This is a genomic window from Actinomadura sp. 6N118 (assembly GCF_044326415.1).
Lineage (GTDB): Bacteria > Actinomycetota > Actinomycetes > Streptosporangiales > Streptosporangiaceae > Spirillospora.
On record NZ_JBIRAZ010000012.1, the window covers coordinates 336,503 to 355,419 of the forward strand.

Here is an 18,917-nt window from a genome sequence, read left to right on the forward strand (position 1 = left end):
TCGTCACCAAGCTTAAGTCCCACAACCGTCGTGCCGCGCCTCCCGTCAGCATCCGGGCACGCGCCGCCGTCCACGTCGGCCCGCTGACTACGTTCGCCGGCGAACCCTCCGGCGATCCGCTGATCTACTCGGCCCGATTGCTGGACGCGGACGTGCTCCGGCGCGCGATGACCGAGTCCGACGCGCTGCTGGGGGTACTCGCGTCGACCTTCGTCTACGAAAACGTGATCCAAAACATGGATTTGGGCGACTACCGCCAGGTGCGCGCCAAGGTCAAGGAGACCGACCTGATCGCATGGATGCGGCTCAGCAGCCCAGGGCTCTCCTGACACAGCAGCACAGGTTCAGGACAGTGCTGTCCAGGATCTCCTTGACATGCAGTGGGGCAGCGCGGTCGGCAGCAACGGCCGGATGGGTAATGAAGGCGACACGGCGATCGCGGATGACCACAATGAGTTGCCATGGTCACGTTTCGTTCCCGCCGGCTTGAGCGTCTGTTCGGCGCCCGAATGGATGCGGTGTCGCACGCCCAAGTCGCCGACCTCGTCACCAACGCCGTAACCGAGGATTTCGATCTTGACTTCAAGGTCGAGTTGTACGGCCGCGCGGACAAGGACCGACGAGCTCTCGCGGGCGATGTCGCGGCGCTCGCCAACACCGCTGGCGGTGTGATTGTTTCTGGGTATTGGTGAGGACGACCAGGCTCGCGCCTGCGCCGCGCCTGGGGTGGCGCTCAGTGATGGCGAGGTCGGCCGGATGCGCCAGATCGTGGCCGATCTGGTCGCTCCGTTGCCTGCCTTGGACGTGCGGCAGGTCGAAGACCCTCAGCGGCCCGATCATGGCTTCATGCTGATCGCGGTGGCTCACAGTGCTGCGGCTCCGCATGCTGTGCGCGTGAACGAAGGTCTGCGGTTTCCCCGCCGTAACGGGGCCACCACCACCTATCTGTCCGAGCCCGAGGTGGCGGCCGCCTACCAGAACCGGTTCGCGGCACTGGCGAACAGGTTCGACAGCCTGGTGCGGTACGAGCAGCAGCTTGCCGGTCGGCTGGACAGCGATGAGCAGGCCTTTGTGGTGGTGACACTCGTGCCCGATGTCGCCGGGGAGTTCAGGGTCGACACCGATACTTTGCGCGGCTTCGAGTCGGCCACCGTGGGCCGGGAACCGCTGATCCTCCCTCTGGGGTTGTATTGGAAGCGCGCCACCGTGGGGAGCCGCCGCCTCATGGCCGATGGCAGTTCTGGCGGAGGAGCGCCGCGACCTGGCGAACCGGGATGGTCTGGGATCGACAGACCCACAATCCGCTAACCGGAAACTTCCTGGCAGTGGTACGAGAGATGGCCTCGCATCTGCAACAGTAACGTCGCGCATCTGACCAGCGTAAAAACGAAACGTGCCCACCCGCGCCTGCCGGTCACCTGACTCAGATGTGTGCCCCGATACCAGGTGCACCCGACTCTCGTATGGGCAGGCAACGACCGAGAACGTGCGCCGCGCCTTCTGCCTCTCGCCGAGGCCACCAGCTGGCTGGGCACCCCGGGCGATAACCCCCGTTGACCTGGGTCGATGACGGAGGAAAAGCGCTTGGCCGCCGCAGCGAGGCAGCTCTAGGTTCGCCTCATGGGACACGACTATGACCGCGTTACCGACCTTGACCACACCAATCCCACGCGGCGTCACGGCGCGCTGGTCACCCATCCCGGCGCAGCCGTGGACACCCACCGTGCACGCTTTCCTGCGGCACCTGGAGGCCGAGGGCTTCGAGGCCGCACCGCGCGTGGCGGGGTCGGGATTCGACAAGGCAGGCGATGAGACGCTGACCTGGCTGGAGGGGACGATCTTCGCCCGATCCGTGTGGCCCGATGCCGAGCGCAGCATGTACGAGGTCGGCGCGTTGCTGCGACGGCTCCATCAGCTCAGCCGTACCTTCACCCCGCCGCCGGACGCGCAGTGGATGCCTTGGACTCTGCACACCGACGCCTCAGGTGCATTGATCAGCCACGGCAACATCGCGCCCTGGCACGTGGTCTTCCACCACGATCGCCCGACAGGGCTGATCGGCTGGGAGTACACCGGGCCGGTCGACTCGATCGACGAGGTCGCCGTCACCGCCTTCTACTGCGGGCAGCTGTTCGACGATGACGTCGCCGAACAGATCGGACTGCCCGACGCCGCCACCCGCGCACAGTGGTTCGCGGCCTCCCTGGACGGCTACGGGCTGCCCCGCCACCAGCGCACCGACCTGATCGACCGGATCCTGCACTTCGTGATCAAAGACAACGGCTGGTACTCACGCATCCAGGGCTTCACCCAGCAGCACGCCCACACCGAGGGACTGTGGACCCTGGCCTGGCAGTCCCGCGCCGCACTGTGGACCTTGGAACACCGCGAACTCCTCACCCGCACAGCCACCCGCTGACAGGCCACGAGTTGGGCGTGTCTCAAAGTCAGCTGCCCTACTGCGCGACGCCCAGGCACGCACCTCGCGGAGTTGTCGCCCCACCCCACCAAAACGCTCCGCAGAGCTCCGAATTTCGGCGGGGACCCCGGGCAAGCGTCGGTCGACGGCCAAACCCGGGCCGACTCCCTCCTCCGCCCCCGCGATGCACGCACGAGGTGGGTTCGGGCGGCGTAAATGCACAGGGCGCTCGCTACGGGCGCCGACTTTGAGACACGCCCTAGTCGCGTGGCGGCGCGGTTGATGACGAGCGTCACGGCGCGAGGTTCAGCGGCCGTAGCCCGCACGTATCTGGTGCCGTCGGCCCCGGTCGTGGAGGCGGAAGGTCAGGACGCCGAGCTCGTTGCGCCACACCGGGTGATGGCGGCGTCGCCGGCAGCTCGAAATGGCGATCGGACATCACAACCCCCTTCGCCGTCGAGGTCCGCTTGCCCGGCCGGAAAACCTGTGGAGGACAAAAGGACGGTCGGTAGGGTCACGTCATGGTGATCTTTGGCCCGGCCATCGACGTTCGTCCCCTGTTCCCGCGCGAACGGCAGGCCATGCTCGACCTGCTCAGCGCCCTGAGCCCCGCAGAGTGGGCCACGCCGACGGTGTGCCCCGGCTGGGACGTGCACGACGTCGTCGGTCATGTGCTCAACGACTACATGCGGCGCTTGTCGGGCAGCCGCGACGGGTACGGCGGCGCGATATTCGCCGATGATGAGACGCTTCCCGCCTATCTGGCGCGCACCAACGAGGAGTTCGTCTGGGCGTCCCGGCAGCTCAGCCCGCAACTGATGATCGAACTGCTGGATCATCTGGGGCCGCGGCTCGACGCCGTATGGGCAGCAAGAGACCTCGAAGCCACCGCCGACCTTAATGTCTCCTGGGCCGCCACCGACATCGACAGTCCCGCCTGGCTGGACATCGGCCGCGACTACACCGAGTTCTGGGTCCACCAGCAGCAGGTGCGCGACGCCACCTTCGTTCCAGGCGCCACCGAACCAGACCTCATGGCTCCAGTGCTGGACATCTTCGCGCGCGGCCTGCTGCACGCCTTGCGGATGCACGACCGACCCGAAGGAAGCACGGCTCACCTGGAAGTACTCGGCCCGGCGGGCGGAATATGGGGCGTGGTCCGGCAGGACGGACGATGGCGGATGGCCCAACCACAGGGGGAGCCGGCCGCACGCGTCTCGATGGACCAGGACACCTTCTGGCGGCTGGCGACCAGAGGCATCACCGTGGAGCAGGCTCGTCAGCGATCGACGGCGAGCGGCGACCCGGAGCTCACCACAGCCATCACAGCCCTGCTCGCGGTCGTCGCCTAGCCGGCCCCGTAGGGGCCGTGTGCCAGGCTGCGGCCTGCAGGGGTGAGCCGAATGCGGCTGATTTTGACGATGTCGAGGAACAGCGTTCGTCGGTCGGTCTGGACAGCACTTGTGGCGACCTCAGACCAGACATATCGATGAGAATCAGCGGCAACAACTGGGCCAGCGAGCTAGCCCGGATGCTGGCCTGGCAAAGTGGCTGGCCTGTGAGTTGCACGAGAACGGCGCCGGGTCGTTTGTGTCCATCGTTGCCCAACGGCGGCAAGACAGCGCTGAATCCGACATCAACGATGAGCATGTCGTCAACGGCCTGTGGAGCGGCCTGCGGTTCCTGGCAAGGCATGCACGGGACCGCGCTGCCACCGGCGGTACCGCGACCGTCCGGGCTACGATCCAGCCTGCGTCCCCAGACAAGCCCGCTGCGCTGTGCCACTACCGCGGCTGGGGAGAAGGCGACCGATTGGGGGATCAGGTACTGGCCGAACCTCCCGAGTCCACCGGAGTGTTCGACGTGGACGAGCTCGCCGAGGACGGCCCCGGACTCATAGCAGCCGCCTCCGAACTGGCAACCGGCCTCGTCCAACCCTTCGGTCGTCCGGAGATCATTCAGCTGAGCCGCGCGGGACAGATCCGCATCCGGTACTGGAAGCACGGCCACAATGACGCTCTGCAGAGGTGGGCTCAAGCCGCGAACGTGGAGCTGACCGAGGCAACCCTCAGCTAACCATGGCGACGCCGACGCCAGATCTGGCTGGTCACCCACCGGGGCCAGGTCAAGGGCATGTTGCGCTGTTACCGCCGCAATAGCGATGACCGCTGGTCCCCAGGCTCGGAGGCGCTGAGCGGCGGCGGCAGCGGCGGTTTCGTGCGGCACGACGCGACCGCGGCCGGCTCACCCGCGCCCGACTCCTCATTCCTGCGGCGCAGCCGCGACCTGGCCGCCTGGGGCATCGCCACCAGCCCCGCGTTCCAAGCGCCAAACCTCGACTGGGCCACCACCCGCCGCCGCAACTAGATCTTCGATGTGCGGCAGAAGGCCCACCCTTTCCTCGTCGCGAGGGCGGGCAGTGTCGTCGTTCAGTTCTGCATGCGTTCTTTCGCCGCCGCCAGCAACGCCTGGTGAGCCTTGGCCTTGTCGCCGCCGTCCCGCATCCAGGCGTGAAGGCTGATTTTCACGGCGGTGTCCCGCGCGGTGGCCATGGCCTGGTCCCAGCCCTGGATGTCCTTGGGGTCGGCCTCGGCCGTGCCGGCCACGATGTCCACAGCCCGCGGCATCCGCGCGGCCAGCCCGCTGAGGGCCACCTCGGCCTGAAGGTTCGCCACTTTCAGATCAAGAAGGTCGTCGGGGATATCGTCGCTGCTCACAGCCGACACCCTATGCCCTCGACCTCGAACGTGTGTTCTATCCGGTGGCCGCCGGCGCTCACCCGGACCGGCCAAATATCAACGCCTGAACCGACGCGCAGCGGAACGATGACGATCACACCGTTAACCGACCTCGCTCCGCGACCGTCACATGGGGAGCTCGCAGGGCCATGTGGTCTGGCGATGCAGGCGGTCATCGCGCTGACGACAGTCGATGGGGCATTCGATGCACGACAATTCAGCCCCCCGTCGGTTAAAGCGAGAAGCCAGTGCGGCCGCCGCACAATCTGACCGACCCGCTCGATGCCCAGGCCCAACCCCGAGAACCCCAACCGGCTGGTCGGCTTCCCTCCGCCAGGCCACCACGACACCAGCGCCAGCATGCTGGCCCACCTCGCCGGCACGGTGGAGCCCCAGCAGCGGCGTTAGGCCCGTCCGCCGTCTTGAAGATCTACGCTTCGCCCAGACCGTAGCGCTTCCAAGGCGGCCTCAACGCGCTTCCAGTAGCTGGGACGCAACAGATCCGCGGCATCGCCTGCCACGCAGAACCGGAACTCGGTCAGCTCGTCGTCGGTGATCTCCAGGTCTGCGATCTGTGTCTGGTCGAGGACGCCGCCGTCGAAGATGAACATCAGTGAGTCGTCCCATGGGCCGTGCGGCGCGACCCAGTCGACGCAGAGCATGCTCCCAAGGGCGACCTGGAGACCTAGTTCCTCGTACAGCTCCCGCCGCAGCGCGTCGCGTGGGGACTCGTCGCTCTCGGCCATGCCACCCGGCAGATCCCAGTCGGGCTTGTAACTGGGATCGACCAGCAGAATGCGGCCGGCCTCGTCACGGATGAGCGCGTCGACTCCCACACGTTTTCGCGCCTGGCGACGGTTTCCCTCCGCAAGGTGCTCATGCCAGGCGTCGGGGTCGCGCTCATACAGCGGGCGGTCCGAGCTCACTCAGTCTCCGTGACAGCAAGGGGCTGATCGTGGGTGGCCAGCCACTGGAAGGTGCGGAGGCGGTCGCCGAGCGCAAGCTCGAGCCGGGGCAGGAAATCGCCCACCGGGCGGCTCCTGCGGTGATACCGCAGTTGCCGCTGAAGGTACCTGAATTCCTGCAGGACGGGGTATGAGCTCAACGCGCGTGTCTCGTCCAAGGCCGCTTCGGTGACCGCACAGGCCTCGTCGGGCTCCTGCTGCGCGGCGAGGACCTGGGCGAGCGCAAGCTGCCCCAGGGCATGGCTGCGTACACGTCCCCGCCTGAGATCAACGATCCGCTGCGCGGTCTGCCGCGCCTGCTCGTACTGGCCCAACTGGAACATGCACCGGGTGACTTCGCTGGCCAAAGATCCTTCGTCGAACCCGTTCACCCATTCCGAGACCTCACCGCGCCCTTGGTCCAGGGCTCGCTCCGCCTCCACCAGCAGGTGAGCACAACGCGCACTGTCACGCGTCGCGGCGTAGGCGCGGGCCTCCAAGGCCAGCAGCCTCGAGCGCAGAACCGGGTTGGGCGGTGCTTCGTTCAGTGCCTGCTGGCCCGCGTGAACGTGGAGGAGCGCGTCCTGGGGCCGGTTCCGTTGGTGGCTGAGATGGCTGCGGCTACCCAGGACGTGGATACTGGACCACCGTCGCATACAGGTGCCCTCCGCCCACCTGCAGGTCGGCCGCACGGAACGACCGGATCGCCGCGACGTGGTCAGGCTGGGCGAGGACCGTTGTGATCGTTGCCAGCGGCCGCGTGGTCGGCGGACGGCTGGGACCGGGTGCCACGGGGTGGACGGCATGCGCGGTCCGCTGGCTGGGTGCCAGACCGAGGGCGGCCCGCGCCGGATCAGGCATGTGAAGGCCGGTCGCGATGCGGTCCCAGACAGCGAGACCCTTGATCCGCCGCTGCCCCCGGATCACCTCGCTGACCCGCCCCTACGGGATACCTACCGATGCCGCGATGCGGGTCTGGCTCAACCCCATCGTTTGGTTCAAGAAGCAGAACAACGCCTGAGCGTCATGGGCACGGAGACTGTCCAGGAGAGCAGGCTGAACCCACGCCTCATCACGCATGGTCGAGCACAACCGCCTGGCCGAGGAACGGGCGCGCCTGTTCAAAGAACGCAGGGACGCCTACTTCGCCTTCCTGCACTGGATCGATCTGGTGACCAAGCGGACGAGCTACGTCAGGAGGGGTGAACAGGACAAGCTTCAACAGTTCGACGAGCAGTGGCCCTGGAGCAAGCGCATCGACTGGACGATCGATGTGCTGATCGGCGTCCAGACATTCGGAAGCGAACGTGTGTTTCAACTCGCCGAGGACTGGATGGACACCCACGACGCCGACCTCCACGACGTCACCACCGAACTCCGCACACAACTCCGTGCAGTCGTGCGAGACGAACTCCAGGGCGTTGAGCCGCAGCGCGACCGCGGCCGGAACCGACGCTAGTCCGATCGCCTGGCGCTGGCCGCCGCAACTTTGCCTGATCGAGCGCGGTACCGATCACCGTGCACCACCCCCCAGGTCATCGGATCGACAAGGGGGAACAGTCATGCCGGGCCCTAAGGCCAGCGGCCTCCATCCTTGAGCGGATTGGTGTAATGACCCCGGTGTCCGCCCGGACACCGCAACCGTCACGGGGAGCGGAGGCCCCCGCTCCTCATCGCATCAGATGATGTAAGAACCGACTTGGCGGCGTTCTTTGGAGGACAGCAACTCCAACGGCAGCAGCGGGATCGCCTCTTGGTTGGCCGCCAGGTAGCAAAGCAGCACCAGCGCGCTGCCGTCCTCGTCCTTGAATAGCAGCCAATGCGCGAGGTCTACCGAGCCGCGGGAGAAACCGGACGAGTGCATTACCGGGTCCAGCATCGCCAGGTAACCCTCCGGAAGCAGTTTCTTGCGAATCTTACGGAAGTTCGCCGACGGGAAGGAACTGACCATCAGGAACAGCTGCCCGAACGTCTGAGTGTGGTGCACAATCCGCCCGGGCGTGACCGGGACCGGAGCCCGCACAACGTGGTCGATCAGGTTCGGATGGGAGAGCCACCGCCAGGTCTCCCGAGAGGTCACCGTATCCGGAAGCTTTTCCTCCATACGCTCCAGGTGTACAGGCAGCCACTCCCGCGCCCACTCGTTGATGAAAGCCTCCACACATCACGATCAACCCCGCCGGCCCTCGATTCTTCCGGACGCGGCCCACCGCATGTCAAGTTCGAGCGGTCATCAGCAACGGCGGCCTGAAGGCGTACTGGACCTTCCACACCCACCGCGAGCGCCACCGCCTTCACCAAGCCCGCCACCAGGCAGAATACGCACTCACGGCCTGATCAACCCACCCACTGCGTTCGAGCTACACCCATCTGGGCTCTGGTTCAGCTTTCAGGCTGGCCATGGCGCTGCTGCAGGCCTTGCTCGCTCCTTGACACCCCGTGCCCGCCGGCTCTTGTGTGGTCGATGCCTGCGGTGGCTGGGTGGCCCGGGCCTCGGTGAGCTCGTTGACGTGGGCGTTGAGCTCATGCGGGTGTCCTGGCGTTGATCAGGTGGGTGAGGAGGCGATCTGCCTCATCGATGGTGGGGTCTGGGCGGAACGGCCGCCAGCCGTTGCGGACGTTGGCCAGGGTGCGCCGTAGACGCTGGGAGGAGACGGCGCCTAGATCGTCTTTGAGATCCAGCAGGGTGCGGGCGGCGTGCTCGGGGTGGCGTCGGCGGAGTTGCACGTGGGCTAGTTCGGCGCCGATGAGTGCTCGTGCGCGTCGTTCGTGGGGGCGACGGGTGGCGACGGAGGCGGCGTAGTGTTCTTCGGCGCTGTTGTAATCGCCGAGCTTGGCCAACGTCAGTCCGGCTTGGTGCTCGAAGGATTCGCGTCGGTAGTTGCCGGTCCATTCATGCTCGGGAACAGAGTCAGCCTGCTCCAGTTCGGTTTCGGCCTTACCGAGCAAGGCCAGGGCGTCGTGGCGGTTGTGTCTGGCGGCCAGTGCCTCGGCGCGCATCCCGGTGATCCACGCTTTCTTGCGGGTGGTGGCGCCGTGGCCGATGCCGTCGGCGGCGGCCTCGGCCAGTTCCAGCCCGGCCCGGTTGTGTCCGACTTCGATCGCTTGGACCGACAGGGACCGCAGCACGGTGGCGCGCATGAGGTGATCCCCGGCTTCTTCGGCGAGCCGGACTGCCTGGATGTAGTACCGCTGGGCCATGCCGTGCTTGGCGTCGTCCGCGCTCATCCAGCCGAGCAGGTAGGTGACCTCGGCCGCCGCAGTGAACAGGGCGGGCCGGGCCTTGCCGGTGGTGCCGCGCAGCAGAGGGGCGACCTCGTGGGTGAGGTAGGCCGCGACGACCGTGCGGGCGTGGCCGCCGCCGTACTGATCGTCGATCAGGTTGAACGCCTTGCCCATCTGCCGGATCCGGTCGATGTCGGCGGGTCCGGCGCTGCGGGACGAGCCGGTCCGCGCGGGGTTCTGGGCCGGTGTCGTGGGTAGCGCTGTGGCGGCCAGGGAGTACAGGCCTGCGGTCAGGGCGGAGCGGCGGTTGAGCATGTCGTCTCTTCCCAGGTGCGTGATCCAGGTGACCACATCCCCGTGCCAGGGACTCTGCGGTCGTGTGCTGGTGGCCTCGGACCAGCCGAGATCGGCGGGTGTGAGGTCGGGTCGGTCCAGCAGGCGGGCGAAGGCCTCCGCTGCGGCCTGCGCCGCGGCAGGCTGCGGGGTGACTCCGTTGAGCCATTTGGCGAGCGGCGCCGCACTGCTCGGCGCCTATCGAACAGAAGGAGATCAAAACCCGGATGCTCCGGCGCGGCACGGTCTGGGACCATCACTTTCGTGAACGCATTAGCAGATTTCGCCGGTGACTTCGAGGTCCACCTGACGGTGACGACCCGGGCCATCGCGACCGGCGCGCTGGAAAGTCATGCCGCCGCCGTCGAGCGCTGGGCGGCGTCGCGCGGCCTCAAGTTCACCCACATCGTGCTGGCCCGCGGCCGTACCCCCTCGCAGCCGATGTTGACGCTCCGTACCGCCGGGACGTTGTCCGAGGCGCACGCCCGGACGGCGAGCACGGCCGCCGCGCTCCGGGCAGCCGGTTTCACGGTCACCCGCACCAAGATCGAAGCGGCTCCGTGGAACGCGGGCGTACCTGCCTCCGACGGCGAGCCGCACGCCCCTGGCCGCTACTTCGAGCACCACGTCAAGCTCCTGCTCGCCGCGGACGAGGACCTCGGGGCGCTGACGGCCCTGGTCGTCCCGCACGCGGCTCACCTGTCGCACAACGCGCGCCGCGTGCGAGCGGACGGCCGCCAGGAACGCTTCGTCACGCAACGCTGCCGCGACGTCGGCGCAGGCACGGCGGGGGAGCGGCTGGACGCACTGACCACCGCGCTGAACGCGGCGGAGCACGAGATCGCGTCGGTCGAACGCGAGTACGTGGTCTTCGACGACGACGAATCGCTGGACGACGGCTGGATCGACGAAGGGAGGAATGGACGATGAGCTCTACCTGGGACGAGCTGAAGTCGGGCCCATGGCCTGGCGAGGCGGAGGTGCCGCATGAGGGTCCGGACGCGGTCACGCGCGAGCGGCTCGGGCTGCCCGCGACGTTGCGTCCGGTATCCGGTGCTCTGCAGCGGCCGGTGTTCGACCCGGCGCTGAAACAACACCGGAAGGCGATGCGCGCCGGTGAGCCGCTGTTCGCGTCGATGGAGACGGGCGAGCGGTGGTACGCGGCGCGGCGGCAGGCCGTCGACCATGTCCTCGCGGCGATCGCGCGGTCGCAGTGGGCCGACCATCTCGTGCTGCGTGGAAGCGTCCTGTTGCGCGCATGGTACGGGGACCTTGCACGTGAGCCCGGTGACCTGGACTTCGTGGTCGTTCCGCGGTCATGGCAGATGGCCGAGCACCGGACGCGGGAGATGCTCGACGGCATCGCGCAGGTCGCGGAGTCCATGTCCGATGACGTTCGGCTGAACGCGAGCGGCGCGGTGAGCGATGACATCTGGACGTATGACCGTGTGCCCGGGCGGCGCCTCGTTCTGCCATGGAAGGCCGAGGGACTGCCGCAGGGGACCGTCCAGCTCGACTTCGTCTTCAACGAGCATCTGCCCGCCGAGCCGGAGCCGACGGAGATCCCGCGGTACGACGGCGGGGTGCCCGCCCTCCTCCAGGCGGCATCGCCGGAGCTTTCGCTGGCCTGGAAGGTGATGTGGCTGCTCGACGACATGTATCCGCAAGGCAAGGACCTGTACGACGCATGGCTGCTCGCCCAGGACACGCGACTCGGCTACAGGCTTCTGGTGGAAGCGATGGTCGCGGGCGATCCGGCGCGCGTAAGGCACCTGCCCACCCTCGCGGACGTGGGACGTTTGGAAGTGGACTGGGAGGAGTTCCAGAAGGAATACCCGGGGCTGCCTGGGACGGGTGAGGACTACCACTACCGGCTCACCTCGGCACTGATCCCGACCTTCACCAGCGAGAGCGACCTTCCGGACCAGGAGTACGCGCGGCGCGCGGAGCTGTTGCGTCCCCGCACCGCCCTGTACGACATCCTCCGGGCGGAGAAGGGCTTGGACGGCTCACTGCGCAGGATGGTGGAGGACCAGGTCCCGTTCGCGGAAGGCGTCGTGATCGCCAATGAGCTGCTCGGACGCGGCCCGGCGGACGTCGCGGCGTCGCTGGATCTCGTGATGCGCGCCTATGAGAGCGCGGGGTCCGGCTGGATCGGTTACCTGCGGCGGAATCCCGATGAACGGGCCAAGATCTTGGCCGAACTGCGCGAGTGAATGGGCGGGCCCCTGACCTGCGCGGTGGGTCAGGGGCCCGAGCCTCAGCTCGACGTGTGTGGGGGTCGCGTCGTCAGCCGAGGCCGTTCTTGAGCGCGGTGATGAGCTCGCCGTTGGCGGTGTCGCCGCTGAGCTCCCAGAAGAACGATCCGGCCAGACCCTGGTTCTTGGCGTAGGTCATCTTGCCGCCGATGCTGGACGGGGTGTCGTAGCTCCACCACTGGTTGCCGCAGTGGGCATATGCGGTGCCCGCGACGGTGCCGTTGGCCGGGCAGCGGCCCTTGAGGATCTTGTAGTCCTCGATGCCCTGCTCGTACGTGCCCGGCGCGGCGCCCGAGGCGGTCCCGCCCGGCTCCTTCTGCGTGACGCCCTGCCAGCCGCGGCCGTAGAAGCCGATGCCGAGCAACATCTTGTTCGCCGGGACGCCCTTGGACTTGAGCTTCTGGATCGCCGCGTCGCTGTTGAAGCCCTGCTGCGGGATGCCCGGGTACGAGGTGAGCGGCGAGTGCGGAGCGGTTGGCCCCTGCGCCGCCCAGGCGCCGAAGAAGTCGTACGTCATCGGCAGGTACCAGTCGACGTACTGGGCCGCGCCTCCGTAGTCGGCCGCGTCGATCTTGCCGCCGTTCGAGCCGTCCGCCGTGATCGCCGCGGTCACCAGGTTGTTCGACCCGAACTTGGCGCGCAGCGCCGACATGAGGTTCTTGAACGAGGAGAAGCCGCTGGTGTCGCAGGTGAGGCCGCAGGCGTTCGGGTACTCCCAGTCGATGTCGATGCCGTCGAACACGTCCGCCCAGCGCGGGTCCTCGACCAGCGAGTAGCAGGAGTCGGCGAACGCGGCGGGGTTGGCCGCGGCCTGGCCGAAGCCGCCGGACCAGGTCCAGCCGCCGAACGACCAGATGACCTTGAGGCGCGGGTGCTTCTTCTTCAGTTTGCGCAGCTGGTTGAAGCTGCCGCGCAGAGGCTGGTCCCAGGTGTCGGCCACGCCGTCGACGCTCTCGCCCGCGGTGTAGGCCTTCTCGTAGTCGGCGAAACTGTCGCCGATGGTGCAGCGGCCGTTCTGGACGTTGCCGAACGCGTAGTTGATGTGGGTGAGCTTGGCCGCGGAGCCGCTCGTGTCGATGTTCTTGACGTGGTAGGCCCGCTGGTAGACGCCCCACTGGGCGAAGTACCCGATCACCTTGTCACCGCCCGGACCTTGTCCTGCGGCGGTCGTGACGCTGACGGCGTTCGAGGCGGGGGAGGTGTTCCCTGCCGCGTCGCGCGCCTTGACGGTGAACGAGTAGGCGGTGCTGGGCGAGAGCCCGGAGACCGTCGCGCTCGTGCCGGTCACGGTGTCGGCGAGGGTGCTGCCCCGGTACACGTCGTACGCGGTCACGCCGACGTTGTCGGTGGCGGCGTTCCAGACCAGCGTGACACTGCTGGAGGTCTTGCCGGTGGATCGCAGGTTGCCGGGAGCGGCGGGAGCCTGGGTGTCGCCGGACCCGCCGGTGCCGTCGCAGCCACCGCCGTTGACCTTGCAGCCGGAGATCCAGCCGGGGCCGGAGCCGTTGAAGCCGAAGCTCGCCGACGCTCCCGCCGCGACCGTGCCGTTCCAGCCGAGGTTGGTGAACGTGTAGTGGTCACCCGAGACGCTCTTGGCCGCGTCCCAGGTCGAGCCGATGGACGTCCCGGCCGGCAGGTCGAACTCCACCTTCCAGCTGGAAACGGCCGCCGCTGTGCCGTTCTTGACGGTGCACTGGCCGCCGAAGCCGGTGCCCCAGTCGGAGGTCTTGGTGCAGGTCGCGGTCACCGCCGCCGCCGACGCCTGCGGCGCCGCGACCAGCGAACCGGCCATCATGATGATCAGTGCGCCGGCCAGCCCGATCGCTCGCCGTCCGCGGGGTCTGGACATGGTTCTCCCTAGTTCACCCCGAACCAACAGAAACCCCGTTCGATGGAGCGCTCCATCACTCATAGGAAAGTTTCCTAAGAATTGGGTGGATCGTAACGTCGCCTCCGCATGCCTTCAAGGCCCCGTAACACCGCACTTCAGAACGCCCCGCTGGTCCTGTCGGCTGCCTGCGGACGTTCGCCCCCCGCCGCCCCGGTTTCGCAAATCGGACCATCCGAAATGCATGGAAGGGTCGTCCTCAAACCTGCGCTCACTGGTCTAGAGCGGCGGACTCACCTCGGCTTACCTGTCCGCACGAGGGACCGTGAAGCGATCAGAGGGTGACGGGATAAGGGAGCGTGAGCTCGTCCGCCGGAACGCCGCGGATGCCCCAATTCACCGTGGGCATCTCGATGATCGTGAGCTCCAGATCATCGGGGTTGAGGCCGAGCGCGGGACAGAGGCGGTCGTAGACCGTCCGGATCAGCTCCCTCTTGGCGTCTTCGCCGCGACCGGTGAAGCACAGGATCTCGACGATGAGGTACCGCTCGCTCCGCTGGGGCGCGACGAGGTCCTCGGCGTCGAGCCAGAGAAACCGCTGGAACCGCTTGTCATCCGGCAGCTTCCAGGCGGCCGCGAGACATCCCTGCACCAGATCAGAGATCTCCCCACGCCGCTCCACCCACACGTCGCGCCGCCCATAGATCTTCACCTGGGTCATGAGAGTCCTCCCGCCGGGACTTGCGATCTTAGGGCTGATCACTGGGTCAGCGCCGGGCCGCTGAGCCGCATCCACGCGACCAACTGGGTCTCCTTGACCCTGGCTCGCACCTGGCGGTACCCGTCCGCGTCCATGTTCTTGATCACGTTCTCGTAGACATAGGTCGACGCGAGGACTCCCAGCAGGGCCTCGGTTTCGGCCATCGAGCGCCGAAGCACGCCCGCGTCCAGGAGCCGGGCCGAATGGATCAGCGGATCGCCGCCCGGCTCGCCGTCGTTGGTGGTCAGCGGACCGACGTGCACGGCGGCGCGCAACCGGACCTGGACTGCGGGCGCCGAACGACGGTGGTAGGCCTTCAGCACCGTGTAGAGCACACCGAGCGCCTCGATCACACGGGTCGTCGCGATGCTCGGCGGCGCTACGACGAGCAGTTCATCGCCGATGGGCCGTAGATAGCAGCTGTCCCAGAGAATCCCGGCGCGCCGGAAGCTCTCCCTCGTCATCCTCAGGTGCATGTCCTGGATGAACAGACGGTCGTCCGCCGTCCGCTTATTGGAAGCGAAGCCGACGATGTCGGTCCTGAGGATGGTGCAGTGGTGCCCGTCAACGTGAGGAAAGCCAGGACCCCCGCCCCTGTCATCTTCTCCTGGATCGGCCGGCCGATGGGTCTCACTGCCGCCTTCAGAACATCCGTTCCCGCTCTGCCCCGGACCCTCGGTCAGGCGGTTGTAGATCTGGCTCTCCACGATCTTGAGCACGTGCGGGTGCCGGCTGATGAAGTTCGCGAAGTCCAGAGTCGAGAGCATGAGGGCCTCGACCGTGTCGAGGGCGACGACCGTCGCGGACCTCACGTTGACCCGCAGTGCGGCCCGTTCCCCGATCAGCTGGCCCGGGCCGCGCTCGGCGAGCAGCCGCTCGTGGCCCTTCTCAGTGACATAGATCTTGGTCCGGCCGGAGCGGATGATGAGCACGAAGTCGGCGTGCTCGCCTTCGCGGAAGAGCGTCGCGCCGAGGGCGAACGTGCGAGGCGTGGCCCCTTCCTCCAGTTCCTTCTGCTCGACGACGCTCAGCGACTCCCAGAAGGTGGCGGGGACCCGCGGCTCATCTGGCCGAGCCGGCTCCATTATGGGAAATCCCGGTCCGAACGAGCCGGATGCCAGAGCATGCGGCCCGTACACCTGGTAGGCCGACTCCGCGAGTGCCCGGCCGTCGCGGGCGCCGGCGAGCACTCGGGTCCAGTCGGATCGAGCGAGGAAGGCGGCGGCGCAGACAAGGACCGCCATGGCGAGGGGATCGCTGCGTCCGGCCTGGACGAGGACGAGCACCTGGACGAGGACGAGCAAGAGCGCGCCCGACGGACCGAGGTGCCCCAGCACCGAACGCGCCGCATGCAGCACCGATCCGCGCACGTGAACCGGTTTGCGGATACCGCCCGGTGTATTCCAGTGATGGATACCGGGCCCTTCTGGCCTGATGGGCTTGATGGGACTCTGGACGGTCTCATTGGTCTTTTCTGGAACGTGCTTTCGCCTGTGCATGGGGGGAACCTCTGCAAGGGTTCAAATGGTGCGAAATTGACGGTGGCCAGAAGCTGCCAAGCCGTCTTCCCAGGTCCGGTGGCCATGCCACCGGCACGTCGGTTCCCCTCTTGGTAGCCCGTCGCAGGCTGGCTACCATGGGAAAACCGGTATGCACATTCGCCTTGTCAGGCGCCGGATGGTCGGTTCGAGCCGCCCGTCCGTTCCGTTGACTGGAAACCGGCCGGTATGGCGCGCCTGCCAGCGCGCCCTGTGGCCGGCCTGACCAAAACGAATGTGTGAACGGTGTGGAGGGTCGCATTCGTCGCACTGATCCCGTGGCTGGACACCTTCGGATCAGTGAGAGGCGGGTGCGGCCCTTTTTGCGTGCCGTGAGCGGTGACCCTGGCTCAAGGTCGCCTCCTCGATCGTCGTCGATGCGATCCGGGACGGATGCGGGTGGCCGCAGACCAAGGATCTGCCTGGGTCTGTTCGGCAGCCGCGTCTGGTGATCGCAAGCCGGTCCGGTTGTACGGCCGGGATCCGGTCGCGAAGCTCACCTTAGAGCGTAGCATGTCGTGACATGCCAGACTGGTCCCCACTAGTTTGGAAGCGGCCAACTTGCCACCTTGCGCATTGATGGGTAGCATCGGCGCGCATCTTCGATGGGCAGGGCCGACGCACACCAGCAACATGCGATGCTGTGATCATTAAACTCACGACGCCGGTGCACTTGGGTTTGAATGAGGTATTCTGGCAGACTGCGAAATGCTATCTGGCACTCCATCACCCGCCCGGGAAGACTACTGGTTTGACGGTACTGACTACGGAGGGTGGGTCACGATCATGGCGGTCGACCAAGGTCCAGTCGTGCAGAGTGCGATGCTCCGTAGCGAACTGGTTCGGATCCGCAGGGAAAGATCGCTGACCCAAGAACAGGTCGCCGAAGAGCTGGAGTGGTCGCCGTCCAAGTTGATCAGAGTTGAGGGCGGCCGGAGCTCCGTCACCAAGGTCGATCTCGACGCTCTGCTCACCCTGTACGGGATCACGTCGGAGAGCCAGCGGGAAAAACTGCACGCACTCAACCGCGGAGCCAGAGCCAAGTCCTGGTGGAACGAGTTCAAGAGCGAAAGCCCGCCCACCTACCTCAACTATGTGGGTTACGAGGCTGGGGCTGCCTTCATCCGTCAGTTCCAGTCCTCAGTCGTGCCGGGCCTGTTGCAGACCCGTGAGTACTCGGAGGCGCAGACTGCGGCCTTTCTCACCGAAATGAAGGTGGGGCCCGTGGTCAGCCTGCGGATGCGACGTCAGGAAGAGCTCACCAAGCGTTCGACACCACCGCGCCGGTACTTTGTGGTGGACGAGGCGGTCATCCGCCGCCACGTCGGCAAACGCCGCGATCCGGCGATCATGCCGGATCAGCTGAGGCATATCGCCGACCTGGTCGAGGAGGACGACCGGCTCACCTTCCGGGTCATTCCGTTCGAGGCCGGAGAGCACGCAGGCCTCAGTGGGCCCTTCACCTTGCTGGAGTTCGAGGGCGGCCTGTCGGACATGCTCTACCTCGACACCGGTCGCGACATCTCCATGGTCATGGGCGAGGATCCCCAGGTCGGCAAGTTCGCTGCGGACTTCGAGTCCCTCCTGGAGGTGGCGCTCTCCGCCGAGGAGTCACGTGAACTGCTCCTCTCGGCTGCCGAGGAGATGTCCTGAACGGCCTGATTCGGCCGTGACGGCGTCTCGCGCGATCTGCAGCGGCTGTCTCACCAGCGTCCGAGCGACGGCCGGGCGTGAGCGGCAACGTGATCTTGTTCTTGCGTGTAGGCGGCGAAAGTCCAACCGTTTACACTTATGGTCGAAAATCACCTACAAGGTCATGGGCCTGTGTGCCCTGCCTGATTCTTGCGGCCGGGTCTGGTCAGGCCTGATTTGCCGATGGGCGGGGCCAACGCGGCGAACGGAGGTCGTGGATGGTTGCCCGGCCGAACTGGTGCTCCACTGTTGTCTGGCGGAAGAGCCGCTTCAGTGCCGATACTGGCGCTTGTGTCGAAATCGCTCGTTTCGGCGACATTGTGCTGTTCAGGGACTCGCGTGACAGGCACGGAGAGGTGCTTGCCATCACCCCTGCTGAGTGGGGTGTCCTTGCGGGCCGCATCCAGGGTGGCGAGCTGGACGTCGTCTGACGCGAACCGAAGTGCGCGCGCCGAGCTTCGGCTTCGGTGAACCGACGTTTCACCAATCTATTTTTTGTTACCAGTGATGCGTTATTAGTTTCACGGGTCCTGTTTTTGTCAAGGTCACTGCGAGTCCTGCCGATATCACTGATATGCGCCACATAGCACAAATGAATAGCGCTAGACGTGTTTGACTGGTGACTTTTCACTAACCGTCTGAGCTGCCTTCCTGGCCTGCTCAGAAGGTGCCGAACCATCGGGGCATGTCCAGCTGGAACGGGTCTGATGGCGTCATCGTGCGCAGGTCCTGCTCCATCGCGCGGACGCGGTCGGCTCCCAGGGTCTGGACCCAGCGTGCCCGGATCCGGTCGAAGATCTCCGCCGCCAGGGTCAGGCTCTCGATGCCCCGCGGCGTGAGGCGGACGATCTTGCGGCGGGCGTCTCCGGGGTCGGTCGCGCGTTCGACGTAGCCCAGTTTCTTCAGCTGGTCGATGGTCTTGCCGGCTGCCTGTTTCGAGACGCCCATCTTGCGGCCGAGCTCGACGGCGGTCACACCGGGGCCGATCGCCTGGCAGGCGAAGCCGTACATGGGCTTCAGGTCCGGGTGCCCGCGCCTGGCCAGTTCGGCATGGAGCTCATCGATGATCACGCGGAAGCCGAGCAACATCCGCAGTGGGAGTTCGAAGCCGGGCGCATCGGGACTTGACATGAAAGACAACCTCGTTAACCATATTGGACAACCATGTTGACGAATATACCC

23 protein-coding genes are annotated in these 18,917 nt (G+C 66.6%); 13 read left to right on the forward strand and 10 right to left on the reverse strand.

Translation table 11 applies throughout. The features are described 5' to 3' along the window. Positions 1-137: 137 nt before the first annotated feature. The 7 genes from ACH34W_RS30450 (at position 138) to ACH34W_RS30480 (ending at position 4,786) form a co-directional block, all read left to right on the forward strand. The gene (locus tag ACH34W_RS30450) at positions 138-329 is read left to right on the forward strand and encodes a hypothetical protein (protein WP_395964555.1); all 192 of its coding nucleotides are present in this window, start codon (positions 138-140) and stop codon (positions 327-329) included. A 132-nt stretch (positions 330-461) separates the two neighbouring features. Then, positions 462-692 carry a hypothetical protein gene (locus ACH34W_RS30455; protein ID WP_395964556.1) on the forward strand — a complete coding sequence of 77 codons (231 nt, stop codon included), beginning with the start codon at positions 462-464 and terminating at the stop codon, positions 690-692. 76 nt (positions 693-768) lie between these two features. After that, entirely contained in the window at positions 769-1,308 is a 540-nt protein-coding gene (locus ACH34W_RS30460) for a hypothetical protein (RefSeq protein WP_395964557.1), read from the forward strand. 343 nt (positions 1,309-1,651) lie between these two features. Beyond that, positions 1,652-2,419 (forward strand): phosphotransferase, encoded by a 768-nt coding sequence (locus ACH34W_RS30465; protein WP_395964558.1) that lies wholly within the window; start codon positions 1,652-1,654, stop codon positions 2,417-2,419. Positions 2,420-2,940: 521 nt separating this feature from the next. Then, positions 2,941-3,771 (forward strand): maleylpyruvate isomerase family mycothiol-dependent enzyme, encoded by an 831-nt coding sequence (locus tag ACH34W_RS30470; RefSeq protein WP_395964559.1) that lies wholly within the window; start codon positions 2,941-2,943, stop codon positions 3,769-3,771. 238 nt (positions 3,772-4,009) lie between these two features. Then, positions 4,010-4,495 (forward strand): hypothetical protein, encoded by a 486-nt coding sequence (locus tag ACH34W_RS30475; protein ID WP_395964560.1) that lies wholly within the window; start codon positions 4,010-4,012, stop codon positions 4,493-4,495. Between the two features lie 57 nt (positions 4,496-4,552). After that, positions 4,553-4,786, forward strand: a complete 234-nt coding sequence (locus ACH34W_RS30480) for a hypothetical protein (protein WP_395964561.1) — start codon at positions 4,553-4,555, stop codon at positions 4,784-4,786. A gap of 62 nt (positions 4,787-4,848) precedes the next feature. On the opposite strand, the gene ACH34W_RS30485 is transcribed toward ACH34W_RS30480, so the two are convergent. Further along, on the reverse strand, positions 4,849-5,136 hold the full coding sequence (locus ACH34W_RS30485; RefSeq protein WP_395964563.1) for a hypothetical protein: 288 nt from the start codon (positions 5,134-5,136) through the stop codon (positions 4,849-4,851). 303 nt (positions 5,137-5,439) lie between these two features. On the opposite strand from ACH34W_RS30485, the gene ACH34W_RS30490 reads away from it, so the two are divergent. Then, positions 5,440-5,565: a hypothetical protein gene (locus ACH34W_RS30490; protein WP_395964564.1), complete on the forward strand. Its 126-nt coding sequence runs from the start codon at positions 5,440-5,442 to the stop codon at positions 5,563-5,565. Here ACH34W_RS30490 and ACH34W_RS30495 read toward each other — a convergent pair. From ACH34W_RS30495 to ACH34W_RS30505, 3 genes are all read right to left on the reverse strand, one after another. Beyond that, positions 5,562-6,083 carry an NUDIX domain-containing protein gene (locus ACH34W_RS30495; protein ID WP_395964565.1) on the reverse strand — a complete coding sequence of 174 codons (522 nt, stop codon included), beginning with the start codon at positions 6,081-6,083 and terminating at the stop codon, positions 5,562-5,564. The genes ACH34W_RS30490 and ACH34W_RS30495 overlap by 4 nt on opposite strands. Next, positions 6,080-6,601: a hypothetical protein gene (locus tag ACH34W_RS30500; protein WP_395964566.1), complete on the reverse strand. Its 522-nt coding sequence runs from the start codon at positions 6,599-6,601 to the stop codon at positions 6,080-6,082. Before ACH34W_RS30500 ends, ACH34W_RS30495 begins: the two co-directional genes overlap by 4 nt. Positions 6,602-6,722: 121 nt before the next feature. Continuing rightward, complete coding sequence (locus ACH34W_RS30505) at positions 6,723-7,028, reverse strand: hypothetical protein (protein ID WP_395964567.1); 306 nt, start codon at positions 7,026-7,028, stop codon at positions 6,723-6,725. A 151-nt stretch (positions 7,029-7,179) separates the two neighbouring features. Here ACH34W_RS30505 and ACH34W_RS30510 point away from each other — a divergent pair, with 151 nt between their 5' ends. Then, entirely contained in the window at positions 7,180-7,560 is a 381-nt protein-coding gene (locus tag ACH34W_RS30510) for a hypothetical protein (protein ID WP_395964568.1), read from the forward strand. 219 nt (positions 7,561-7,779) lie between these two features. Here ACH34W_RS30510 and ACH34W_RS30515 read toward each other — a convergent pair whose 3' ends face one another. Beyond that, a complete protein-coding gene (locus tag ACH34W_RS30515; RefSeq protein ID WP_395964569.1) occupies positions 7,780-8,262 on the reverse strand; it encodes a hypothetical protein in 483 nt (160 codons plus the stop codon). A gap of 362 nt (positions 8,263-8,624) precedes the next feature. Then, complete coding sequence (locus tag ACH34W_RS30520) at positions 8,625-9,641, reverse strand: hypothetical protein (protein ID WP_395964570.1); 1,017 nt, start codon at positions 9,639-9,641, stop codon at positions 8,625-8,627. Between the two features lie 282 nt (positions 9,642-9,923). On the opposite strand from ACH34W_RS30520, the gene ACH34W_RS30525 reads away from it, so the two are divergent. Both ACH34W_RS30525 and ACH34W_RS30530 read left to right on the forward strand, forming a co-directional pair. Continuing rightward, entirely contained in the window at positions 9,924-10,589 is a 666-nt protein-coding gene (locus tag ACH34W_RS30525) for a hypothetical protein (RefSeq protein ID WP_395964571.1), read from the forward strand. Beyond that, positions 10,586-11,875 carry a nucleotidyl transferase AbiEii/AbiGii toxin family protein gene (locus ACH34W_RS30530; RefSeq protein ID WP_395964572.1) on the forward strand — a complete coding sequence of 430 codons (1,290 nt, stop codon included), beginning with the start codon at positions 10,586-10,588 and terminating at the stop codon, positions 11,873-11,875. The genes ACH34W_RS30525 and ACH34W_RS30530 overlap by 4 nt, the downstream gene beginning before the upstream one ends. Positions 11,876-11,948: 73 nt before the next feature. Here ACH34W_RS30530 and ACH34W_RS30535 read toward each other — a convergent pair whose 3' ends face one another. The 3 genes from ACH34W_RS30535 to ACH34W_RS30545 form a co-directional block, all read right to left on the reverse strand. Beyond that, positions 11,949-13,766: a glycosyl hydrolase family 18 protein gene (locus tag ACH34W_RS30535; protein ID WP_395964573.1), complete on the reverse strand. Its 1,818-nt coding sequence runs from the start codon at positions 13,764-13,766 to the stop codon at positions 11,949-11,951. 313 nt (positions 13,767-14,079) lie between these two features. Continuing rightward, a complete protein-coding gene (locus ACH34W_RS30540; RefSeq protein ID WP_395964574.1) occupies positions 14,080-14,466 on the reverse strand; it encodes a tautomerase family protein in 387 nt (128 codons plus the stop codon). A 38-nt stretch (positions 14,467-14,504) separates the two neighbouring features. Further along, the gene (locus tag ACH34W_RS30545; protein WP_395964575.1) at positions 14,505-15,875 is read right to left on the reverse strand and encodes a Crp/Fnr family transcriptional regulator; all 1,371 of its coding nucleotides are present in this window, start codon (positions 15,873-15,875) and stop codon (positions 14,505-14,507) included. 978 nt (positions 15,876-16,853) lie between these two features. Here ACH34W_RS30545 and ACH34W_RS30550 point away from each other — a divergent pair. Continuing rightward, positions 16,854-17,696 carry a helix-turn-helix domain-containing protein gene (locus tag ACH34W_RS30550; RefSeq protein WP_395964576.1) on the forward strand — a complete coding sequence of 281 codons (843 nt, stop codon included), beginning with the start codon at positions 16,854-16,856 and terminating at the stop codon, positions 17,694-17,696. A 257-nt stretch (positions 17,697-17,953) separates the two neighbouring features. Beyond that, positions 17,954-18,166 carry a DUF397 domain-containing protein gene (locus tag ACH34W_RS30555; RefSeq protein ID WP_395964577.1) on the forward strand — a complete coding sequence of 71 codons (213 nt, stop codon included), beginning with the start codon at positions 17,954-17,956 and terminating at the stop codon, positions 18,164-18,166. Between the two features lie 229 nt (positions 18,167-18,395). Here the strand turns inward: ACH34W_RS30555 and ACH34W_RS30560 are convergent, their stop codons facing one another. Then, the gene (locus ACH34W_RS30560) at positions 18,396-18,866 is read right to left on the reverse strand and encodes a MarR family winged helix-turn-helix transcriptional regulator (RefSeq protein WP_395964578.1); all 471 of its coding nucleotides are present in this window, start codon (positions 18,864-18,866) and stop codon (positions 18,396-18,398) included. Between the last annotated feature and the right edge of the window lie 51 nt (positions 18,867-18,917).